An 18,027-nucleotide genomic window follows, 5' to 3' on the forward strand; every position below is an offset into this window, starting at 1 on the left:
CCTTTTCAAGGACGGCAGGCTGTTTGGCTAAAGCTGTGGCGGGTATCCGGTCAAGCGGCGGCGTAAGGGTTGCGCAGCAGGATGGTGTGGTCGCGGTCGGGGCTGGTGGAAATCATGTCGATGGGCACGCCGGTCACTTCCTCGATGCGGTGCAGGTATTTCTGCGCAGCCGCGGGCAGCTTGTCGTACTCGGTGACGCCGACCGTGCTCTGGCTCCAGCCGGGCATGGTTTCGTAGATCGGCTTGCAGCGCTCGATTTCTTCGGCGCCCATGGGCAGGATGTCGGTGATGTGGCCGTCGAGTTCGTAGCCGGTGCACAGCTTGAGCTCGTCGATGCCGTCGAGCACGTCGAGCTTGGTGATGCACAGGCCCGACAGGCCGTTGACCTGGGCCGAGCGCTTGAGCAGCGCGGCGTCAAACCAGCCGCAGCGGCGGCTGCGCCCGGTGGTCACGCCTTTTTCGGCCCCCACGGTGCTCAGGTGGTAACCCACGGTGCCGGGCTTTTCCCAGTCGAGCTCGGTCGGGAACGGCCCGCCGCCCACACGCGTGCAATAGGCCTTGGTGATGCCCAGGATGTAGTGCAGCATGCCCGGGCCCACACCGGCACCGGCGGCGGCGTTGCCGGCCACGCAGTTGCTGGAAGTGACGTAGGGGTAGGTGCCGTGGTCGACGTCGAGCAAGGTGCCCTGCGCGCCTTCGAACAGCAGGTTGGCGCCGTCGCTATGGGCGTCGTTGAGTTCACGCGAGACGTCGGCCATCATGGGCTTGAGCAGCTCGGCGTGGCGCATGGCTTCGGCGTAGACGGTGTCGAAGTCGATGGCCGGGGCATGCAGGTAGCCCGTCAGCACGAAGTTGTGCAGCTCCAGCAGGTCGCGCAGCTTGGCGGCGAAGCGGTCGGGGTATTTGAGGTCCTGCACGCGCAGCGCGCGGCGGGCGATCTTGTCTTCATAGGCCGGGCCTATGCCGCGGCCGGTGGTGCCGATCTTGGTGGTGCCGCCCTTCTCGCGGTAGGCTTCGCGCGCGATGTCGAGCGCGGCGTGGAAAGGCAGGATCAACGGGCAGGCTTCGCTGATGCGCAGGCGCGAACGGACTTCAACGCCGGCTTTCTCCAGGCCTTCGATTTCCTCAAACAGCTTGGCGGCCGACAGCACCACGCCATTGCCGATGTAGCACTTCACGCCGGGGCGCATGATGCCGCTGGGGATCAGGTGCAGCGCCGTTTTGACGCCGTTGATGACCAGCGTGTGGCCGGCGTTGTGGCCGCCCTGGAAGCGCACCACGCCCTGCGACATCTCGGTCAGCCAGTCGACCAGCTTGCCCTTGCCTTCGTCACCCCACTGGGTGCCCACGACCACGACATTGCGGCCCGCGTCTGCGGTTTGTTTGTTTGTCATCTTCAATTCTCGTTAAGGTGTGTTGGGATCAAGCCGGACGGGGGCACATGGCCCTCACGCGGCTTTCTTCAGGGGCTGGACCACCCATTGACCGGCAGCCTGGGCCAGTTCGCGGTCGCAATCGAATTCATTGACTTCATGTTCGTGGCCGGGCAGCACGCAGGCCACGGTTTCGCCGCCGGCACGCAGCCGGGCGATAGCCGCGCGCAGGCCGGCGTCTTCGCTCCAGGGCGCGCGTATGGCCGCCTTCAGGGGCCGGGGCGGCAGCACGCTGACTAGCTCCTTCAAATCCAGGCTGAAACCGGCCGCCGGGCGGTTGCGGCCGAACACGGCGCCGACTTCGTCATAACGGCCGCCGCGCGCCAGTTCGGCGCCCTGCCCGTAAATGGCAAAGCGCGTGCCGCTGTAATAGGCGTAGCCGCGCAGGTCGGCCAGGTCGAAACTGACCTTGACCTCGCCTTTTTCGCCGCCGGTGTGGGCCGCCAGCCATTTGAGGTTTTGCAGCGCCGCCTTGAGGCCGGTCGAGGGTGGCAAGGCTTTTTCGGCTTCGGCCAGGACTTTTTCGTCGCCGTAGAGCTGCAGCAGTGCCTTGAGGCCGGCGCGCGCTTCGGCGGAAATGCCGCTGCTCGGGCTGGCAGTGAGGCTGTCGAGCTCGCTGGCATCCTTGGCCGCCAGCGCAGTGTGGATCAGTGCCAGGGTCTTGCCGCTGACAGTGGCGCCGGCCAGCAGGCTGTTGACGATGCGCACGTCGGCCATGTCGACGCTTAATGCGGTCACACCGGCCGCTTTGAGGCCCTCAAGCGCCAGCTGCTGGGCTTCCAGGTCGGCTTCCAGCCCAGCATGGCCGTAGATCTCAGCGCCGAACTGCAGCGGCTCGCGGGTCGCGTGGGGGCGGTCTGTGCGGGTGTGCAGCACCGGGCCGCAGTAGCAGAGGCGGGCCACGCCGCTGCGGTTGAGCAAATGGGCGTCGATGCGGGCGACCTGGGGGGTGGTGTCGGCGCGCAGGCCCAGGGTGCGGCCGGAAAGCTGGTCGACCAGCTTGAAAGTCTGCAGGTCCAGTGCTTCGCCGGTGCCGGTCAGCAGCGACTCGAGGTGCTCGAGCAGCGGCGGCATGACCAGTTCATAGCCGTAGCTGCGGGCGGTGTCCAGGAACAGGCGGCGCAGCTCTTCGATGTGGCGCGCCTCGGAGGGCAGGACATCGGCAATTTGATCGGGCAATTGCCATGATGACGACCAGGCGGGCATTGTAATTTTCGTGGGCTGTTAAAAACAGCATTTTACCGGGCTTGAAGCCGGTTTTCGGCTTGCCGGAGACTGATAAGGCCCGCGGGGCGAAATAGGGGTGCGGCTGCGATGTGGAATTCAGGCCAGCACGGCCAGCAGAATCAAGCCCGCCGCGATGCTGCAAAGCCCGAAGAAGCGGATCTGGCCGTTGCCCAGGGTGAGGATCTGCTCGAACATGCGGCGCCAGCCGCCGGGAGAGATGAAAGGCAACAGGCCCTCGATGACCAGCATCAAGGCCAGTGCCAGCCAGAAGGTGCTGCCGTCCACGCCGGCTTATTTTTTGGCCGGTGCGGCGCTGCCGGAGCCCGGGCCGCGCATCGCCTTGAAGAAGTCGGACGAAGGGTCGAGCACCATCACGTCGCTTTTCTTGCTGAAGCTGGCTTTGTAGGCATCAAGGCTGCGGTAGAACTGGGCGAACTGCGGGTCGCGCCCGAACGATTCGGCATAGGTGCGGGCGGCTTCGGCATCGCCCTCGCCCTTGACCTTTTGCGCATCGCGGTAGGCGTTGGCGATGGTCACTTCGCGCTGGCGGTCGGCGTCGGCGCGGATTTTTTCGCCTTCCGCCAAACCGGTAGAGCGCAGCTCATTGGCCACGCGCTGGCGCTCAGCCACCATGCGCTTGTAGACGGAATCGGTGATGGCTTCCACATAGTCCACGCGCGTGATACGCACGTCGACCACGTCCACGCCCCAGGGCTGGGCGCCCTGCACGGCCTGCAGCACTTCGCGCTTGACGTCGGCCATCAGCGCTTCGCGCTTGAGCGACAGCAGGTCCTTGACGGTGCGCTTGTTGATTTCTTCCTGGAAAGCGTTGCGGACCACCCGGTTGAGCTGGTTGGCGCCGGCTTTTTCATCGAGGCCGACATTGCGGATGTAGTCGCTGGGCTGGATGATGCGCCAGCGCACGTACCAGTCGATCACGACACGCTGCTTTTCGGCCGTGAGCATGGGCTCGGCATCCACGCTGTCGAGCACCAGCAGGCGCTTGTCGATGTACGACACGTTCTGGAACGGCGGCGGCATCTTGAAATGCAGGCCGGGTTCGGTGACCACGTCCTTGATCTGCCCCAGGGCATAGACCACGCCGAACTGGCGTTGGTCGACCACGAACAGCGTGGAACTGAGCAGCGCCAGGAGGACCAGCAGCGAGGAAACAATAAATCCAACTCTATTCACGATCGTCTTCCTTAGCGTGTTTCACGGTCGCGCGAGCGGGCGGAGTCGCGTGAACGGGCATCGAGGGGTGGCAGGCTGGAGGTGGGCGCGGCGGGCGCGGATGAAGAGGCCGAGCCGGCGATCAGCGGTGTTTCGCCGGGAACCGCCGCATCGCCGCCCTGGGAGCTCATCTGCATGATCTTGTCCAGCGGCAGGTACAGCAGGTTGCTGCCCTGGCGCGAGTCGACCAGCACCTTGGTGACGTTGGTATAGACCTGCTGCATGGCGTCGGTGTACATACGGTCACGCGTGACCTGGGGCGCCTTCTGGTATTCGACCAGCACCGAGCGGAAGCGCTGCGCGTCACCTTGGGCCTGGGCCACGATCTTGGCCTTGTAGGCTTCGGACTCTTCCTTCAGGCGCGAGGCGGAACCGACGGCGCGCGGAATCACGTTATTGGCATAAGCCTGGGCTTCATTCTTGGCGCGCTCGCGCTCCTGGCCGGCCTTGAGCACGTCGTCGAAGGCTGCCTGCACCTGCTCGGGCGGTCGCACGCCGCTTTGCTGCAAGTTGATGCCGACGACTTCCACGCCGACCTTGTAGCGATCCAGGATGGTCTGCATCAGGGCACGCACGCGCGGCCCGATCTGGTCACGCTCGTCGGCAAGCGCGGAATCCATCTTCATCTTGCCGACGACTTCGCGCACGGCGGTCTCGGCGGCCTGCACCACCGCGGCTGCCGGGTCCTTGCTTTCAAACAGATAGGCGCGCGCGTCGTTCAGACGGTACTGCACGGCGAATTTGATCTCGACGATGTTTTCGTCCTCGGTCAGCATGGCGGAGTCGCGCAGGCCGGTGGCCTTGATGATGACGTCGCGGCCCACGTCGACCGAACGGATTTGCGTGACCACGACGATCTCGTGGCGCTGGACGGGATAAGGCAGGCGCCAGTTGAAGCCCGCGCCCACGGTGGAGTGGTATTTGCCGAATTGGGTAATGACAGCCTGCTGGCCTTCCTGGACGATGAAAAAGCCGGTTCCCAGCCAGATCAGCGCGGCGACGCTGGCGATCAGGCCTACGCCGATGCCGGCGCTTTTCATGTCGGGCTGGAAGCCGCCGTTATTCCCACCGCCTCCGCCGCCATTGCCGCGGCCGAAACCGCCGCGATTGGGGTTGTTCTTGCCGCCGCCGAAAAGGCCACCCAGCTTGCGATTGAAGTCGCGCCAGAGTTCGTCGAGGTCGGGGGGGCCCTGGTTGGGGCCCTGCCCTTGCGGGCGATTGGCGGGTCGGGTCGGCTGCTTGTCGTCCCGGGGTGCCTCGGGCTTGCTGTCGTCGGACGAGGCTTTATCGTCGTCCCGGCCCCAGCGCGGATCATTGAGGTTGAACATGCCTTGGGCGCGATGCCTGAGCCGGCCTGGCAAGGTCGTCAAAGTCTGCAGCACGGGGTTCAGATTCATGGGATCAAACTCACTTTTTTTCATTACACCGACATTGTGCCTAATGAATTCGCCATATCAGGCAAGGTCCTCGGCAGTCAGGGGGATTTCCTCGGCCGGCGGGTTGGCCGCATAGCCGGCCAGCAAGGCCCGCAGAAGCGGCAGGCCCTCGCCTGTCTGGGCGCTCACGAACACCCGTTCAACGCTGCGGCTGGAGCCCTCAAACGCGTCCCTGAGTTCGAACATGTCCTGCAGGTGCAGGGGGAAGTTGTTCTTTTCAATGGCATCCAGCTTGTTGAACACCAATATTTGCGGCACGTCGGCCGCGCCGATCTCCGAGAGCACGCGCTGCACCTGTTCGATCTGCTCAAGGTAATCGGGATTGGCGCCGTCCACCACGTGCAGCAGCAGGTCGGCGTCGGCCGCCTCCTGCAGGGTCGCGGCGAAGGCGTCTATCAGGCCGTGCGGCAGGTCGCGGATAAAACCGACGGTGTCCGAGAGCGACACCGAACGCCCGGCATCGCCCAGGTAGAGCTGGCGCGTGGTGGTGTCCAGCGTGGCGAACAGCTGGTCGGCCGCGTAGGCGCGCGCCTTGACCAGCGCATTAAAGAGCGTGGACTTGCCCGCGTTGGTGTAGCCCACCAGGGAAATCGTGAAGGAATTACGGCGCTCGCGCTGCTTGCGCTGGGTCTGCCGCTGCTTCTTGACCTTGGCCAGGCGCTCCTTGGTGCGTTTGATGGCGTCACCAATCATGCGCTTGTCGAGCTCGATCTGCTTTTCACCGGGGCCGCCGCGCACGCCGGCGCCGCCGGTCTGCCGCTCCAGGTGGGACCAGCGCCGCACCAGGCGCGTGGACATGTATTGCAGCCTGGCCAGTTCGACCTGCAGCTTGCCCTCGTGGCTGCGCGCGCGCTGGGCGAAAATTTCGAGGATCAGCAGGGTCCGGTCGTTGACCGGCATGTCCAGGTGGCGCTCCAGGTTGCGCTGCTGCGCCGGGCTCAAGGACTGGTCGAACAGGACTTCGGTGGCGCCGGTGTCCAGCGCCATCAGCTTGATTTCGTCGGCCTTGCCGCTGCCGATGAAGAGCGCGGCGTCGGGCGCCTTACGCCTGCAGGTGACGCGCGCAACCGGCTGCAGGCCCGCTGTTTGCGCGAGCAAACCCAGTTCCTGCAGGCCAGCATCAAAGTTCGGGAATCCGAGATCCACCCCGACAAGGAGCACGAGGGGTTTCGGGTTCACCGGAGCATCGGACGAACTCAGCTGGCGGGGCTTTCTTCAGACTCGCTGGTCGCGAAATTCACCGCGCGGCCTGGAACGATGGTGGAGATCGCATGCTTGTAGACCATCTGGGTCACAGTGTTGCGAAGCAGGACCACGTATTGATCGAAGGATTCGATCTGGCCTTGCAATTTGATCCCGTTGACGAGATAGATGGAAACAGGAACATGCTCGCGACGCAAGGTGTTGAGAAATGGATCCTGCAAGAGCTGGCCTTTGTTATTGCTCACGATATTTTCCGTGTTCAAAAGTTAATAGAACCTGACCTTACCACAGGGCGTGGGCCCGGCCATGTAGTCCTAGGCCGATTCCTTGTCCTTAAAGGGGTTGTGCGAGCTTTTCATCTGGATCCGCAGGGGCGTACCGACCAGGTCGAACTCCTTGCGAAAGCGCCCTTCGAGGTAGCGTTTGTACGACTCGGTGACGTGCTCCAGCGAATTGCCGTGGATGATGATGATGGGCGGGTTCATGCCGCCCTGGTGGGCGTAACGCAGCTTGGGGCGGGACACGCCGGAGCGCTGGGGCTGCTGGAATTGCACCGCCTCGAGCAGCAGCCGGGTCAGCACCGGGGTAGACATCTTGCGGTTGGCCGAGGCATGGGCCTGCACGATGGATTTCCAGACGGGGCCCAGGCCCTGGCGCTTGATGGCCGAAATCGGATGGATGGAGGCGAATTTGAGGAAACCCAGCCGGGTTTCGATGGAACGCTCCAGCAGTTCGCGCTGGTAGGAGTCCACCGCATCCGATTTGTTGACGGCCAGAACCACCGAACGCCCGCTTTCCAGGATGTAGCCGGCGATGTGGGCATCCTGGTCGGTCACGCCCTGGGTGGCGTCCAGCAGCAAGAGCACCACATTGGCGTTTTCAATGGCCTGCAGGGTCTTGACGACGGAAAACTTCTCGATGGCCTCGAAAACCTTGCCTTTGCGGCGCAGCCCGGCGGTGTCGATGAGCTCAAACTTTTGCCCGGCGCGTTCGAAAGGCACCGAAATGGCGTCCCGGGTCGTGCCGGGCAGGTCGAAGGCGACCAGGCGCTCTTCGCCCAGCCAGGTGTTGATCAGCGTGGACTTCCCGACATTGGGGCGTCCGGCCACGGCCAGGCGGATGACGGAGGGGTCCTGCGGCTCGGCTTCTTCTTCCGGGTCGGGCAGATTGAGCGGCGCCAGCGCCATGTCGACCAGCGAGCGCATGCCCTGGCCGTGCGAGGCGGAAACCGGCAGCACCTCGCCCAGGCCCAGTTCGAAGAACTCGGACAGCTGCACGCCTTCGGTCATGCCCTCGGCCTTGTTGGCCGTCAGCACCGTGGGTTTGCCCAGCTTACGCAGGTATTTGGCAATGTCGTGGTCCTGCGCGCTGATGCCGGCGCGGGCATCGACCACAAACACCACCACGTCGGCCTCGGCGACCGCCTGCCGGGTCTGCTTGGCCATTTCCCTGTAGATGCCGGAGGCCGCGTCGGGCTCAAAGCCGCCGGTGTCGATCACGATGTATTCGTGGGGACCCAGCTTGCCGTTACCGTAATGACGATCCCGCGTCAGGCCGGCAAAGTCGGCCACGATCGCATCCCGCGTCTTGGTCAGCCGGTTGAAAAGCGTCGACTTGCCCACGTTGGGGCGGCCGACTAGCGCAATGACAGGTTTCATCAATCAGTTTCAGGCGGGGCCCAAGGCCCTTTATTGGGGCTGGAAGCCGTAAATACCGCCGCCCTGGGTCACGGCGATCAGCGTATTGCCGACCAGCACCGGGGTGGCCGCGATGGCGGTGCCGTCGGTGGGCAGGCGGTTGAGCAGGGAGCCGTCTTCACGCGACAGCAGGTGCACAAAACCCGAGAAGTCGCCGATGGCGATGGAACGTCCCACCACCACCGGCGCTGTCAGGCTGCGGTAACGCAGGCGGTCCGTGGTCCAGGCGCGTTCGCCGTCGGTGCGGCGCCAGGCAATCACGTTGCCGTCGGCTTCAGTGCCGAACACAAAGCGGTCGTCGCCGTCCAGGCCCTGCACGCCGTTGGCGGGCTTGGTCCAGAGCAGGTTGCCGCGCGCGGCGTTGACGCAGCCGACGCTGGCCTGGAAGGCCCGCGCGCACACGACGTCGCCCTGCCGGCTGACACGCCCGACCAGGTCGACCAGGCGTTCCACGTCATTGATGCCGCGCGGCGTTGCGATAGGGGCTTCCCAGCGGATGCTGCCGTTGGAAGGATTCAGGCCGGCCAGGCGGCCGGCCAGGCCTACCACCAGGGTGTCGCCGACAGCCAGCATCACGCCGGACTGGCGCAGGATCAGGGGCTCATTGGGGCGCTGCTGGGCCCAGAGCTTGCGCCCGGTCTGCCCGTCAAAGGCGGTAACCGAGCGGTCCGCAGCCAGCACAAACACGCGCTCGCCGGCAACAAAAGGCGCGGTGAAAGCCTGGGCGCCCAGCTTCTGGCGCCACACTTCGCGGCCGCCCTGCAAGGCGACAATTTCATTGGCTTTGGTCACCACGGCCACGACTTTGCCGTCATTGCCGGCGCCCGCGGCCAGCGGTGTGTTCAGCGAAAAGCGCCAGACGTCGCGGCCGGTCTGGGCGTCCAGCAAGGCCACGGTGCCGTCGCCGCTGGCCACCGCCACGCTGTTGCCGGAAACCCCGGTCTGCAGCGGGAAATTCACCTGGCCTACGCGCGTGGTCCAGGTCTGGCGGGCGGCCACCAAGGCCGTCACGGGCTGGAGCTCAGCGGGCTGGGGCTTGGCAGGGCCGCTGCCGAACATCGAGCATCCGCCCAAGGCGGCCACCAGCAGGATGAGAGCCGGGGCGCGCACGGCCTGGGCCAGAGGCCTGAAAGACGGATGGATCATTTCTTCACCTCGGGATTCGATGCGGGGGTTTCGGATTTGGCCTTGGCTGCCGGGTCTACGCCCAGCGCGTTGAGTTTGACTTCCACGAGGCGGCGGTACTCGGCGCGCTCGTCGAGGTCTTTGTAGGCCTTTTCATATTCCGCCCTGGCTTCGGCTTTTTTGCCCTGAGCGGCGAGGATGTCGCCGCGGCGGTCGGCGGCCAGCGCCGTGAAACCCTTGGGGAAAGCGCCCGAAACCTGCTGGAGCGCTTCGTCGTAGGCCTTCTTTTCGAGCAACAGGCCCGCCAGCCGCAGGCGCGCGATGGCTTGGTAGCCTTCGTCGGAGGCTTTTTCGGCGACCCAGTTCAGGGCGGCACGCGAAGAGTCGACGTTGCCCTTGTCGTAATAAGCCCGGGCGGCCAGCAAACCAGCCTGCTGGGCATAAGCCGTGCTGCTGAAACGCTCTTTCATGTCCGCCAGGGAGCGGTCGATCCGGGTCGCGTCGCCCGACTGTACGGAGCGCTCGACTTCTTCATACATGACCGCGGCCTGCGCCGCCTTGGTGCGTTCCCAGTACTGGTAGCCGGTCCAGGCCGCAAAGACGCCCAATACGACAATCAGCGTCCAGGTGATCCTGTCACCGTACTGCTTCCAGAAGTGCTTGAGTTCGTCAAGCTGTTCCTGTTCTTCCAAATCGAGATGTTTTGCCATAAAAGTCTTCTTGTGCGGCCCGGTGACGGCGCGGATTGAGTTGGGGTGATTGTAGAGGCCCGAGGACATGCGCCCGCCGGCGCGTCCCGGTGTTCAGCCGCGCAAGGTGCCGGCCCAAGCCGCCACATCGGCCAGCGGCTGGAGTACCTGGGCTTGCAAGGCCTGGTCTTTTTCGCCGCGCAGATGCTTGACGGCCACGCGGCCCTGGGCGAGCTCGTCCGCGCCGAAAATCAGCGCATAGCGCGCGCCGCTGCCGTCGGCCTTCTTGAACTGGGATTTCATGCTGCCCATGCCCTCCCCCGTGCCGCCGTGCATCTGCACCTTGATACCGGCACCGCGCAGGGCCTCGCAGGCGGCCATGGCGGTGGGCAAGGCCTCGGCCGACGGCAGGACGGCGTAGGCGTCGGGCGCATTCTCCGGCGGCAGCACGCCGACTGCTTCGAGCAGCAGCAGCATGCGCTCCACGCCCATGCCCCAGCCGACCGCCGGCGTCGGTTTGCCGCCCAGTTGCTCGAACAGGCCGTCGTAGCGCCCGCCGCCGCAGACCGTGCCCTGCGAACCGAGCTTGTCGGTGATCCACTCGAACACGGTGAGGTTGTAGTAGTCCATGCCGCGCACCAGGCGCGGGTTGATGCGGTAGGCCACGCCGGCGGCGTCAAGCACCGCGCGCACGGCGTTCAGGTGCGCGAGCGAGGCTTCGCCAAGGAAGTCCATCAGTTGCGGCGCCGCCTCGACGATGGCCTGCATGGCGGGATTCTTGGTGTCGAGGATGCGCAGCGGGTTGCTGTGCAGCCGGCGCCTGGCGTCCTCGTCCAGCACGTCGGCATGCGCCTCGAAGTGGGCGATCAGCGCGGCGCGGTGCGCCATGCGCTCGCCGGGCTGGCCCAGGCTGTTGAGTTCGAGCCGCACGTGCTCCATGGGAATGCCCAGGTCGCGCAGCAGCGCGCGGCACATCAGGATCTGCTCGGCATCCACGTCGGGCCCGGCAAAGCCCAGGGCTTCGACGTCGATCTGGTGGAACTGGCGATAGCGCCCTTTCTGCGGCCGCTCGTGGCGGAACAGCGTCACCGCGGACCAGACCCGCATGGGCCCGTTGTACAGCGCGTTGTGCTCGACCATCGCGCGCACGATGCCGGCGGTGGCCTCGGGACGCAACGTGAGCTTGTCGCCGTTCATCGAGTCCACGAAGGAGTACATCTCTTTTTCGACGATGTCGGTGACCTCGCCGAGGCCGCGCACGAACAGCGCCGTCGGCTCGACGATGGGCGTGCGCACGTTGGCGTAGGCATAACGCGCCATCAGCGCGCGCACCTTGGCCTCGAACCACTCCCAGCGCGCCGATTCGGGCGGCAGGATGTCGTTCATGCCCTTGACGGCGGTGAGCTTTTCCGTCTTCGCCAAAGCGGGCTTCTCCGCCGTCGCGGCAGCTATTGTTTTTTCAACCATGGATGTCAGGCAGTTTCAGCGACAGCGTGCGCGCCGAAACGTTTTTCAATGTAGTTTTCAACGATGACCTGGAACTCTTGCGCGATGTTGTCGCCGCGCAGGGTCAACTTTTTCTCGCCGTCGATGAACACCGGCGCGGCCGGTGCCTCGCCGGAGCCGGGCAGGCTGATGCCGATGTCGGCATGCTTGCTTTCGCCCGGGCCGTTGACGATGCAACCCATCACGGCGACCTTGAGGCCTTCGACACCCGGGTACTGCTCGCGCCAGACGGGCATCTGGGCGCGCAGGAAGTCGTCAATCTGCTTGGCCAGTTCCTGGAAGGTGGTGCTGGTGGTGCGGCCGCATCCCGGGCAGGCCGTCACGCTGGGGACAAATGTCCGCAGGCCCAGCGCCTGCAGGATTTCGGAGGCGATCACAACTTCCTGGGTGCGGGCTTCGCCCGGCTGCGGGGTCAGGGAGACGCGTATGGTGTCGCCCACACCTTCCTGCAGCAGGATAGCCAGCGCCGTGGCCGAGGCCACCGTGCCTTTGGTGCCCATGCCGGCTTCGGTCAGGCCCAGATGCAGCGCGTGGTCGGTGCGCCGGGCCAGCTCGCGGTAGACCGAGATCAGGTCCTGCACGCCGCTGACTTTGCAGGACAGGATGATCTGGTTGCGGACCATGCCCATTTCCTCGGCGCGCTGGGCCGAGTCCACCGCGGAGGTGATCAAGGCCTCGTACATCACCTGGCGCGCGTCCCAAGGCACCGCGCGCTTGCTGTTTTCGTCCATCAGGCTGGCCAGCAGTTCCTGGTCCAGGCTGCCCCAGTTCACACCGATACGCACGACCTTGTTCCAGCGCATGGCGACTTCGATCATCTGGCCGAACTGGCGGTCGCGCTTGTCGCCCTTGCCGACGTTGCCGGGATTGATGCGGTATTTGGACAAGGCCTGCGCGCAGGCCGGATAGTCGGTGAGCAGCCGGTGGCCGTTGTAGTGGAAATCGCCGATCAGGGGCACGTCGACGCCCATGCGGTCCAGCTGTTCGCGCACGTAAGGCACAGCCTGGGCGGCTTCCGGCGTGTTGACCGTGATGCGGACCATCTCGGAGCCCGCCAGTGCGAGTTCCTTGACCTGGATGGCGGTGCCTATGGCGTCCACCGTGTCGGTGTTGGTCATGGATTGCACGCGTACAGGCGCGTCGCCGCCCACGGTGACGATGCGCGAACCCCAGGCGACCTGCGCCTGGAGGGAGCGCCGCGCCTTGGGAAAGGCGGACTCGATGGGAAGGCAGGCCTGCAGCACTATTTCACCTCGAAGCGGGCAACGTTGTCCCTGGCGACCGCATTCAGGTCAAAGGCCTGCCCGCGCACCTGCACCTGCGTGAGGTCGGCCTTGCCGACCACAGCGGCCAACGGCAATACGCCGGACGCGCCGGCGACCTCACCGGCCGTCAGGGTGCGACGCAGCACGACCGTGCCCTTGGCGTCGGTCACTTCCACCCAGGACTCGCCTTTGGCGCGAAAAGTCACGATGCCCGCGGGCATTGCCTGCGAGGCGGCGGCCACAGGCGCCGGTGCGGCGGGTGCGACGACAGCCGGCGCGGGAGCGGCGACGGCGGCTGGCGGCGTGGGGCTGAGCACCGCCGGAGGCAGTGTCGAGAGGGACAAGGGAACCGTCGTCGAGACGCCGCCGGCACTGGCAGCGGCAACAGGCGCGTTGGCCTGTTCGGCCGGCTTGGCGATGTCGGCGAGGCCCGGGCCGGCGATGGCCACCGGCAGCGGTTTTCCGGCGTCGGCGCCGCCCGGCGGCATGGTGGTATCGGCGGTTTCCGTCTTGCTGCCGTCGTGCTTGACGGCCGGCAGGAAAATCAGGACCAGAGCACCGAGCAGCAGGAGAAGTCCCGCCAGCACGGCCGGCCTGGAAACCTGGGTCCAGATCGACGGCCCGGGGCCCTCGCCCGGCGAGCGGAACGGGGCGTTGATGCCCGCGCCCTGGTAAGTCAGCTTGGGTGCGCTGGTCTGGGGCAAAAGGCCCAGCACCGGGGCGGCATCGAGTTTCAGGGTGCGGCACACGCTGGAGGCCAGCGCGCGCACAAAAACGGCATCGGGCAGCAGGTCGAAGCGGTCTTGCTCCAGCGCTTCGAGTTTTTTCACGGGCACCTTGAGCGACACCGCCAGCGCGGCAATGTGCATGCCCGCCGCCTCCCGGGCCTGGCGAAGCAGGCCGCCCGCCGTCGCATCTGGCGCCGGCATGCCGCTGTGGCTGAAACCGGCAGGCGCCGCCTCACCCCCGAACTGCCCCGCTGGTGTCAGGTCAAGCTCACTCATTGAAAGAGCCCTTTTCATAGGCAGCCGCTTCGCGGGACTGCGCAAACCGCTTTTTCAGCTGGTCGCCCAGTTGCACTACCGACTCCCGGTTGTTCAGCTTGCGCTCGGTCTTGATGCCCAGCCACAGGCTTTCGGCATTGGCCAGATCGCTGTTGTTGATGCGGCGGATGTAGAACTGGGCGCGTGTCAGTTCACCGCGCTCATACAAAAGATGGGCCAGGTTGTAGCCGGTCACGGGATTGCCCGCGTCCAGCTCGTAGGACTGCATGAGGCTTTGCTCGGCCTCGGCGCGCTGCCCGGCACGCATCTGGCAGACCCCTTGCGTCATCAGCGTCTTGGCTCTGCCGCCATAGGTGGGATTGGACATCGCCTGGCCGAAAAAGCGCATCGCATCGGTGAAACGCGACTGCTGGCACATCAGCCAGCCGTAGTTGTGGGCCACGTCCGCGTCGCGCGGATTCAGCGCCAGCGCGCGGCGAAAGCTGTCCTCAGCCATTGGAATGTCGTTGAGGCGCATGTACACCAGGCCGCGCAGGTTGTAGGCATCGCCGAAGCTCGGGTCGGCCAATAGCGACTGCTTGATTTCATCGAGCGCCACATTGGTCTGGCCTTGTTCGAAATAGCCCGAGGCCAGCTCAAGCCGCAGCCGCGCGCGCCGGCGCCCATCGGGCTCGTCCGATTCGGTGACGATGTCGCTGCGGCCGCCGGAAGCCCCGACGGCGCCGGGGGCGCCCGGCTGGCCGGCGCATCCCGCCAGCATCACAACCAGCCAGCATACCGGCAACCAGATCACATTGGAGAGAAACCTCATACACCCATCCCCTTGGCCACAACGACTTTAATTCCCCCGAGCATACCTTGCCGCTGGGCGGCCATGCGCTGGTCCACGCCCGTGCGGTCCTGCACATCGCCCGCGAGCTGCCCGCAGGCCGCGTCGATGTCATCTCCGCGGGTTTTGCGCACGGTGGTCACGATGCCTGCGTCCATCAGGATTTTCGCAAATGCGCTGACCTGCGGCATGTCAGAACGCTTCAGGCCGGAGGCCGGAAACGGGTTGAAGGGAATCAGGTTGAATTTGCAGGACAGGCCGCGCGTCGCGTGCGCCTGGACCAGCGACACCAGCTGGCGCGCGTGTTCGGGCTGGTCGTTCACGCCGTCGAGCATGCAATATTCGAAGGTGATGAAATCACGGGGCGCCGAAGCCTGGTAACGGGTACAGGCCTCCAGCAATTCCGCGATGGGGTATTTTTTGTTCAGCGGCACCAAGTTGTCGCGCAGCACGTCTTCCGGCGCATGTAGCGAGACGGCCAGGGCCACCGGGCAATCCTTGGCAAGCCGGTCAATCATGGGCACCACGCCCGAGGTGGACACCGTCACCCGGCGCCGCGACAGGCCGTAGCCGTGGTCGTCCAGCATGACCTTTAGTGCGGGAAGCAGCTGCGAGTAGTTCTGCAGAGGCTCGCCCATGCCCATCATGACGACGTTGGAAATCACCCGCTCCTCGCGGCCCAGGTGCTGGCGCAGGAAGTGTTCGGCAAACCACAGTTGGGAGATGATTTCCCCGGTGGTCAGGTTGCGGCTGAAGCCCTGATGGCCTGTCGAGCAGAAACGGCAGCCGACGGCGCAGCCGGCCTGCGAGGAAATACACAGGGTTCCGCGGTCGGTTTCGGGAATGAAAACGGTTTCAATGACATCGCCGGCACCGACGTCGAACAGCCATTTGATGGTGCCGTCGGCGGAGTCGTGGCGGGAGACAACTTTGGGGCCCTCGATATGGGCCGACTCGGGGAGCTTTTCGCGCAGGGACTTCGCGAGGTCCGTCATCTGCGTGAAATCGGTCGCCCCCTTCTGGTGGATCCAGCGAAAGAGCTGCGTGGCGCGAAAGCGCTTTTCACCGAGCCGCTCGCAGAAGGCGGCCAAACCATCCAGATCAAAATCAAGAAGGTTGGCCGTCATCGCAGCAGGCAGCCGGCTGAACCGCCCCAAGCAAGCGACGGCCCTGGAAAGGGGTAGCAAGGCATGGGGTCGGACATGGTTTAACGCGAGTAGACGTTCATGCCGGGGAAAAAGAAGGCGATTTCCACCTTGGCGGTTTCCGCGGCATCGGAACCGTGCACGGCATTGGCGTCAATGCTGTCGGCGAAGTCGGCGCGAATGGTGCCGGCGGCGGCCTTCTTCGGGTCGGTGGCGCCCATCAGGTCGCGGTTTTTCAGGATGGCGCCTTCGCCTTCCAGCGCCTGGATCATCACCGGGCCGGAAATCATGAAGGAAACCAGGTCCTTGAAGAAAGGACGCTCTTTGTGCACGGCGTAGAAAGCCTCGGCCTCGCCTTGCGACAGGTGAGCCATACGGGCAGCCACGACCTTCAGGCCTGCGGCTTCAAAACGCGCGTAGATCTGGCCGATCACGTTTTTTGCCACTGCGTCGGGTTTGATGATGGAGAGAGTGCGTTCGATTGCCATGAGAGTTCCTTAACTTGAATTTTTTGGATTTTTAAATTATTCAAAAATTGAATAAAGCCCATGATTTTAACCTGTGGGCTCCGCGGTTCAGATCAACCCTGTGATCCGGAGTGCTTCTGCGGAATGCTCAGCGGTTTCCGCCACGGTTTCCACCGCCGCGATTGCCGCCACCGCGGTTTCCACCGCCTCCACCGCCGCCGCCACGGCGCTGGCCGCCGGCATTGTTGCCGCCACCCATGCCCGAGCCGCCGCGGCGCTGTTGCCCCTGGCCCTGGCCCTGGCGTTGCCGCGTGAACGTGTCCGCGCCGATGTAGCCAAACGAGGTTTTCATGGGATCGGGCTGGGCGCCGCCGGGAAGCTTGTCGCCGCGATCCCCGCGGTCATCACGCCGTTTTTGCCCCTGCATGCCGTTGCCCGGAGGCGGCCCGCTGCGGGGACCGGGGCCGGCGTTGCCGCCCTGCCCCCGGCTTTTTCCGCCGCGGCGCCGGTTGCCGCGCGGCGCGGAATCATTGCGCGGAAGCGGCGGCTGCGAATCATCGGACTCCTGCTCGGCGCCGTCTTGCGGCGCGGCATTGGAGGCGTCCACGTCGGCCGGCGGCGCCGCAAAGCGGTCACGTCCACCGCGGGGCCGCTCGTTCCTGCGCGGGCCACGGCCCTGGCGCGCCTCGCCACCCTCGCTGCCGGGTGCACCCGCTTGCGGGCCTCCAGCAGCCGCGCGCGGGTCGGCACGGGATTCGGAGCGCGTCAGCGCGCTGGTCAAGGCCCAGATATCGCGCTCATCCAGTTCGACAAACGCACCGCGCTTGAGGCCGCGCGGCAACACCATGGCGCCGTAGCGAATGCGGATCAGACGGCTGACGGCGTGGCCGACCGCCTCAAACATGCGCCGCACTTCGCGGTTGCGCCCCTCGGAGATGGTGACGCGGTACCAGCAATTGGCGCCCTCGCCGCCGCCGGCTTCGATGGAGCTGAACTGGGCGATACCGTCATCCAGGGTCACGCCTTCGAGCAGGCGTTTTTTCTCTTCATTGTTGAGGGCGCCCAGCACGCGGACCGCGTACTCGCGTTCCAAGCCGAAGCGCGGGTGCATCAGCTTGTTGGCCAGTTCACCGGAGCTGGTCAACAGCAGCAGGCCTTCGGTGTTCAGGTCGAGGCGACCCACCGACTGCCATTTACCCTGGAACAGCTTGGGCAGGCGCCGGAAAACCGTCGGGCGGTTCTGCGGGTCGTCGTGCGTGACGACTTCACCCGTGGGCTTGTGATAGGCGATCACGCGCGGCGGCGGCGGATCTATGCGCACCCGGATCGGCTTGCCGTTGACCTTGACCGTGTCGCCGAACTGGATGCGCTGCCCGATGTGGGCCGGCTCGGCATTGACCGAGATCCGCCCTTCCAGGATCAGTTGCTCCATCTCCAGGCGTGAGCCCAGGCCGGCCTGGGCCAGCACCTTGTGCAGCTTGGGGGTTTCGGGTTGCGGCGACAGCACGCGCTTGGGCGGCGCGAGGGCAACGTCTTCCTCGTCAGCGTCAAACTGCCCCGTCACCACGTCCTCGAACCGTATCGCCCCGACGGCGGGAGCGGCGTTGCGGCCCCTGGCGGGCCGCGGCGGCCGCACCGTGTCGGCTTGCGCCGGTGTGATCACCTCGGTAGCCTCCTGCACAAGCGGCTCCTGGGCCAGCGTCTTGGTCTGGTCTTCACCAGCGGGCACGTCCACGGGTTCGGAGGCGGGGGGATCTTGTTGGGTCAT

At 65.4% G+C, this 18,027-nt stretch carries 17 protein-coding genes; all 17 read right to left on the bottom strand.

Going from position 1 to position 18,027, the window contains the following annotated elements:
* Positions 1-50 precede the first annotated feature (50 nt).
* Positions 51-1,394 carry an adenylosuccinate synthase gene (locus tag AC1D0O_RS03085; protein WP_477652079.1) on the bottom strand — a complete coding sequence of 448 codons (1,344 nt, stop codon included), beginning with the start codon at positions 1,392-1,394 and terminating at the stop codon, positions 51-53.
* A 54-nt stretch (positions 1,395-1,448) separates the two neighbouring features.
* Entirely contained in the window at positions 1,449-2,639 is a 1,191-nt protein-coding gene (locus tag AC1D0O_RS03090) for an ATP phosphoribosyltransferase regulatory subunit (RefSeq protein WP_477652080.1), read from the bottom strand.
* Between the two features lie 117 nt (positions 2,640-2,756).
* Complete coding sequence (locus AC1D0O_RS03095; protein WP_477652081.1) at positions 2,757-2,945, bottom strand: DUF2065 domain-containing protein; 189 nt, start codon at positions 2,943-2,945, stop codon at positions 2,757-2,759.
* Between the two features lie 6 nt (positions 2,946-2,951).
* A complete protein-coding gene (gene hflC / locus AC1D0O_RS03100) occupies positions 2,952-3,854 on the bottom strand; it encodes a protease modulator HflC (RefSeq protein ID WP_477652082.1) in 903 nt (300 codons plus the stop codon).
* 11 nt (positions 3,855-3,865) lie between these two features.
* The gene (hflK, locus tag AC1D0O_RS03105) at positions 3,866-5,290 is read right to left on the bottom strand and encodes an FtsH protease activity modulator HflK (protein ID WP_477652083.1); all 1,425 of its coding nucleotides are present in this window, start codon (positions 5,288-5,290) and stop codon (positions 3,866-3,868) included.
* A gap of 57 nt (positions 5,291-5,347) precedes the next feature.
* Positions 5,348-6,529, bottom strand: coding sequence for a GTPase HflX (gene hflX / locus AC1D0O_RS03110; protein ID WP_477652244.1), 1,182 nt, complete (start codon positions 6,527-6,529; stop codon positions 5,348-5,350).
* Complete coding sequence (gene hfq / locus AC1D0O_RS03115) at positions 6,526-6,777, bottom strand: RNA chaperone Hfq (protein WP_007871209.1); 252 nt, start codon at positions 6,775-6,777, stop codon at positions 6,526-6,528. Before hfq ends, hflX begins: the two co-directional genes overlap by 4 nt.
* 69 nt (positions 6,778-6,846) lie before the next feature.
* Entirely contained in the window at positions 6,847-8,190 is a 1,344-nt protein-coding gene (gene der, locus AC1D0O_RS03120) for a ribosome biogenesis GTPase Der (protein WP_477652084.1), read from the bottom strand.
* A gap of 30 nt (positions 8,191-8,220) precedes the next feature.
* The gene (gene bamB / locus AC1D0O_RS03125) at positions 8,221-9,375 is read right to left on the bottom strand and encodes an outer membrane protein assembly factor BamB (protein WP_477652085.1); all 1,155 of its coding nucleotides are present in this window, start codon (positions 9,373-9,375) and stop codon (positions 8,221-8,223) included.
* On the bottom strand, positions 9,372-10,064 hold the full coding sequence (locus tag AC1D0O_RS03130) for a YfgM family protein (RefSeq protein WP_477652086.1): 693 nt from the start codon (positions 10,062-10,064) through the stop codon (positions 9,372-9,374). The genes bamB and AC1D0O_RS03130 overlap by 4 nt, the downstream gene beginning before the upstream one ends.
* A 93-nt stretch (positions 10,065-10,157) precedes the next feature.
* Positions 10,158-11,510: a histidine--tRNA ligase gene (hisS, locus tag AC1D0O_RS03135; RefSeq protein ID WP_477652087.1), complete on the bottom strand. Its 1,353-nt coding sequence runs from the start codon at positions 11,508-11,510 to the stop codon at positions 10,158-10,160.
* 5 nt (positions 11,511-11,515) lie between these two features.
* The gene (ispG, locus tag AC1D0O_RS03140; protein ID WP_477652245.1) at positions 11,516-12,790 is read right to left on the bottom strand and encodes a flavodoxin-dependent (E)-4-hydroxy-3-methylbut-2-enyl-diphosphate synthase; all 1,275 of its coding nucleotides are present in this window, start codon (positions 12,788-12,790) and stop codon (positions 11,516-11,518) included.
* 2 nt (positions 12,791-12,792) lie between these two features.
* Positions 12,793-13,818, bottom strand: a complete 1,026-nt coding sequence (locus AC1D0O_RS03145; RefSeq protein ID WP_477652088.1) for a helix-turn-helix domain-containing protein — start codon at positions 13,816-13,818, stop codon at positions 12,793-12,795.
* Positions 13,811-14,629 carry a type IV pilus biogenesis/stability protein PilW gene (pilW, locus tag AC1D0O_RS03150; protein ID WP_477652089.1) on the bottom strand — a complete coding sequence of 273 codons (819 nt, stop codon included), beginning with the start codon at positions 14,627-14,629 and terminating at the stop codon, positions 13,811-13,813. The genes AC1D0O_RS03145 and pilW overlap by 8 nt, the downstream gene beginning before the upstream one ends.
* The gene (gene rlmN, locus AC1D0O_RS03155) at positions 14,626-15,774 is read right to left on the bottom strand and encodes a dual-specificity RNA methyltransferase RlmN (RefSeq protein ID WP_477652090.1); all 1,149 of its coding nucleotides are present in this window, start codon (positions 15,772-15,774) and stop codon (positions 14,626-14,628) included. The genes pilW and rlmN overlap by 4 nt, the downstream gene beginning before the upstream one ends.
* 80 nt (positions 15,775-15,854) lie before the next feature.
* Complete coding sequence (gene ndk, locus AC1D0O_RS03160) at positions 15,855-16,280, bottom strand: nucleoside-diphosphate kinase (RefSeq protein ID WP_122956648.1); 426 nt, start codon at positions 16,278-16,280, stop codon at positions 15,855-15,857.
* 127 nt (positions 16,281-16,407) lie between these two features.
* Complete coding sequence (locus tag AC1D0O_RS03165) at positions 16,408-18,027, bottom strand: pseudouridine synthase (protein WP_477652091.1); 1,620 nt, start codon at positions 18,025-18,027, stop codon at positions 16,408-16,410.

The sequence above is a fragment of the Polaromonas sp. P1_F2 genome (assembly GCF_056405735.1).

Excerpts from the sequence above, each read along its gene's own strand:
- AC1D0O_RS03090 (WP_477652080.1), bottom strand. The coding sequence starts at position 2,639 with ATGCCCGCCTGGTCGTCATCATGGCAATTGCCCGATCAAATTGCCGAT.
- AC1D0O_RS03085 (WP_477652079.1), bottom strand. The coding sequence starts at position 1,394 with ATGACAAACAAACAAACCGCAGACGCGGGCCGCAATGTCGTGGTCGTG.
- hflK (WP_477652083.1), bottom strand. The coding sequence starts at position 5,290 with ATGAATCTGAACCCCGTGCTGCAGACTTTGACGACCTTGCCAGGCCGG.
- pilW (WP_477652089.1), bottom strand. The coding sequence starts at position 14,629 with ATGAGGTTTCTCTCCAATGTGATCTGGTTGCCGGTATGCTGGCTGGTT.
- AC1D0O_RS03165 (WP_477652091.1), bottom strand. The coding sequence starts at position 18,027 with ATGACCCAACAAGATCCCCCCGCCTCCGAACCCGTGGACGTGCCCGCT.
- AC1D0O_RS03130 (WP_477652086.1), bottom strand. The coding sequence starts at position 10,064 with ATGGCAAAACATCTCGATTTGGAAGAACAGGAACAGCTTGACGAACTC.
- bamB (WP_477652085.1), bottom strand. The coding sequence starts at position 9,375 with ATGATCCATCCGTCTTTCAGGCCTCTGGCCCAGGCCGTGCGCGCCCCG.
- hisS (WP_477652087.1), bottom strand. The coding sequence starts at position 11,510 with ATGGTTGAAAAAACAATAGCTGCCGCGACGGCGGAGAAGCCCGCTTTG.
- ndk (WP_122956648.1), bottom strand. The coding sequence starts at position 16,280 with ATGGCAATCGAACGCACTCTCTCCATCATCAAACCCGACGCAGTGGCA.
- rlmN (WP_477652090.1), bottom strand. The coding sequence starts at position 15,774 with ATGACGGCCAACCTTCTTGATTTTGATCTGGATGGTTTGGCCGCCTTC.
- AC1D0O_RS03145 (WP_477652088.1), bottom strand. The coding sequence starts at position 13,818 with ATGAGTGAGCTTGACCTGACACCAGCGGGGCAGTTCGGGGGTGAGGCG.
- der (WP_477652084.1), bottom strand. The coding sequence starts at position 8,190 with ATGAAACCTGTCATTGCGCTAGTCGGCCGCCCCAACGTGGGCAAGTCG.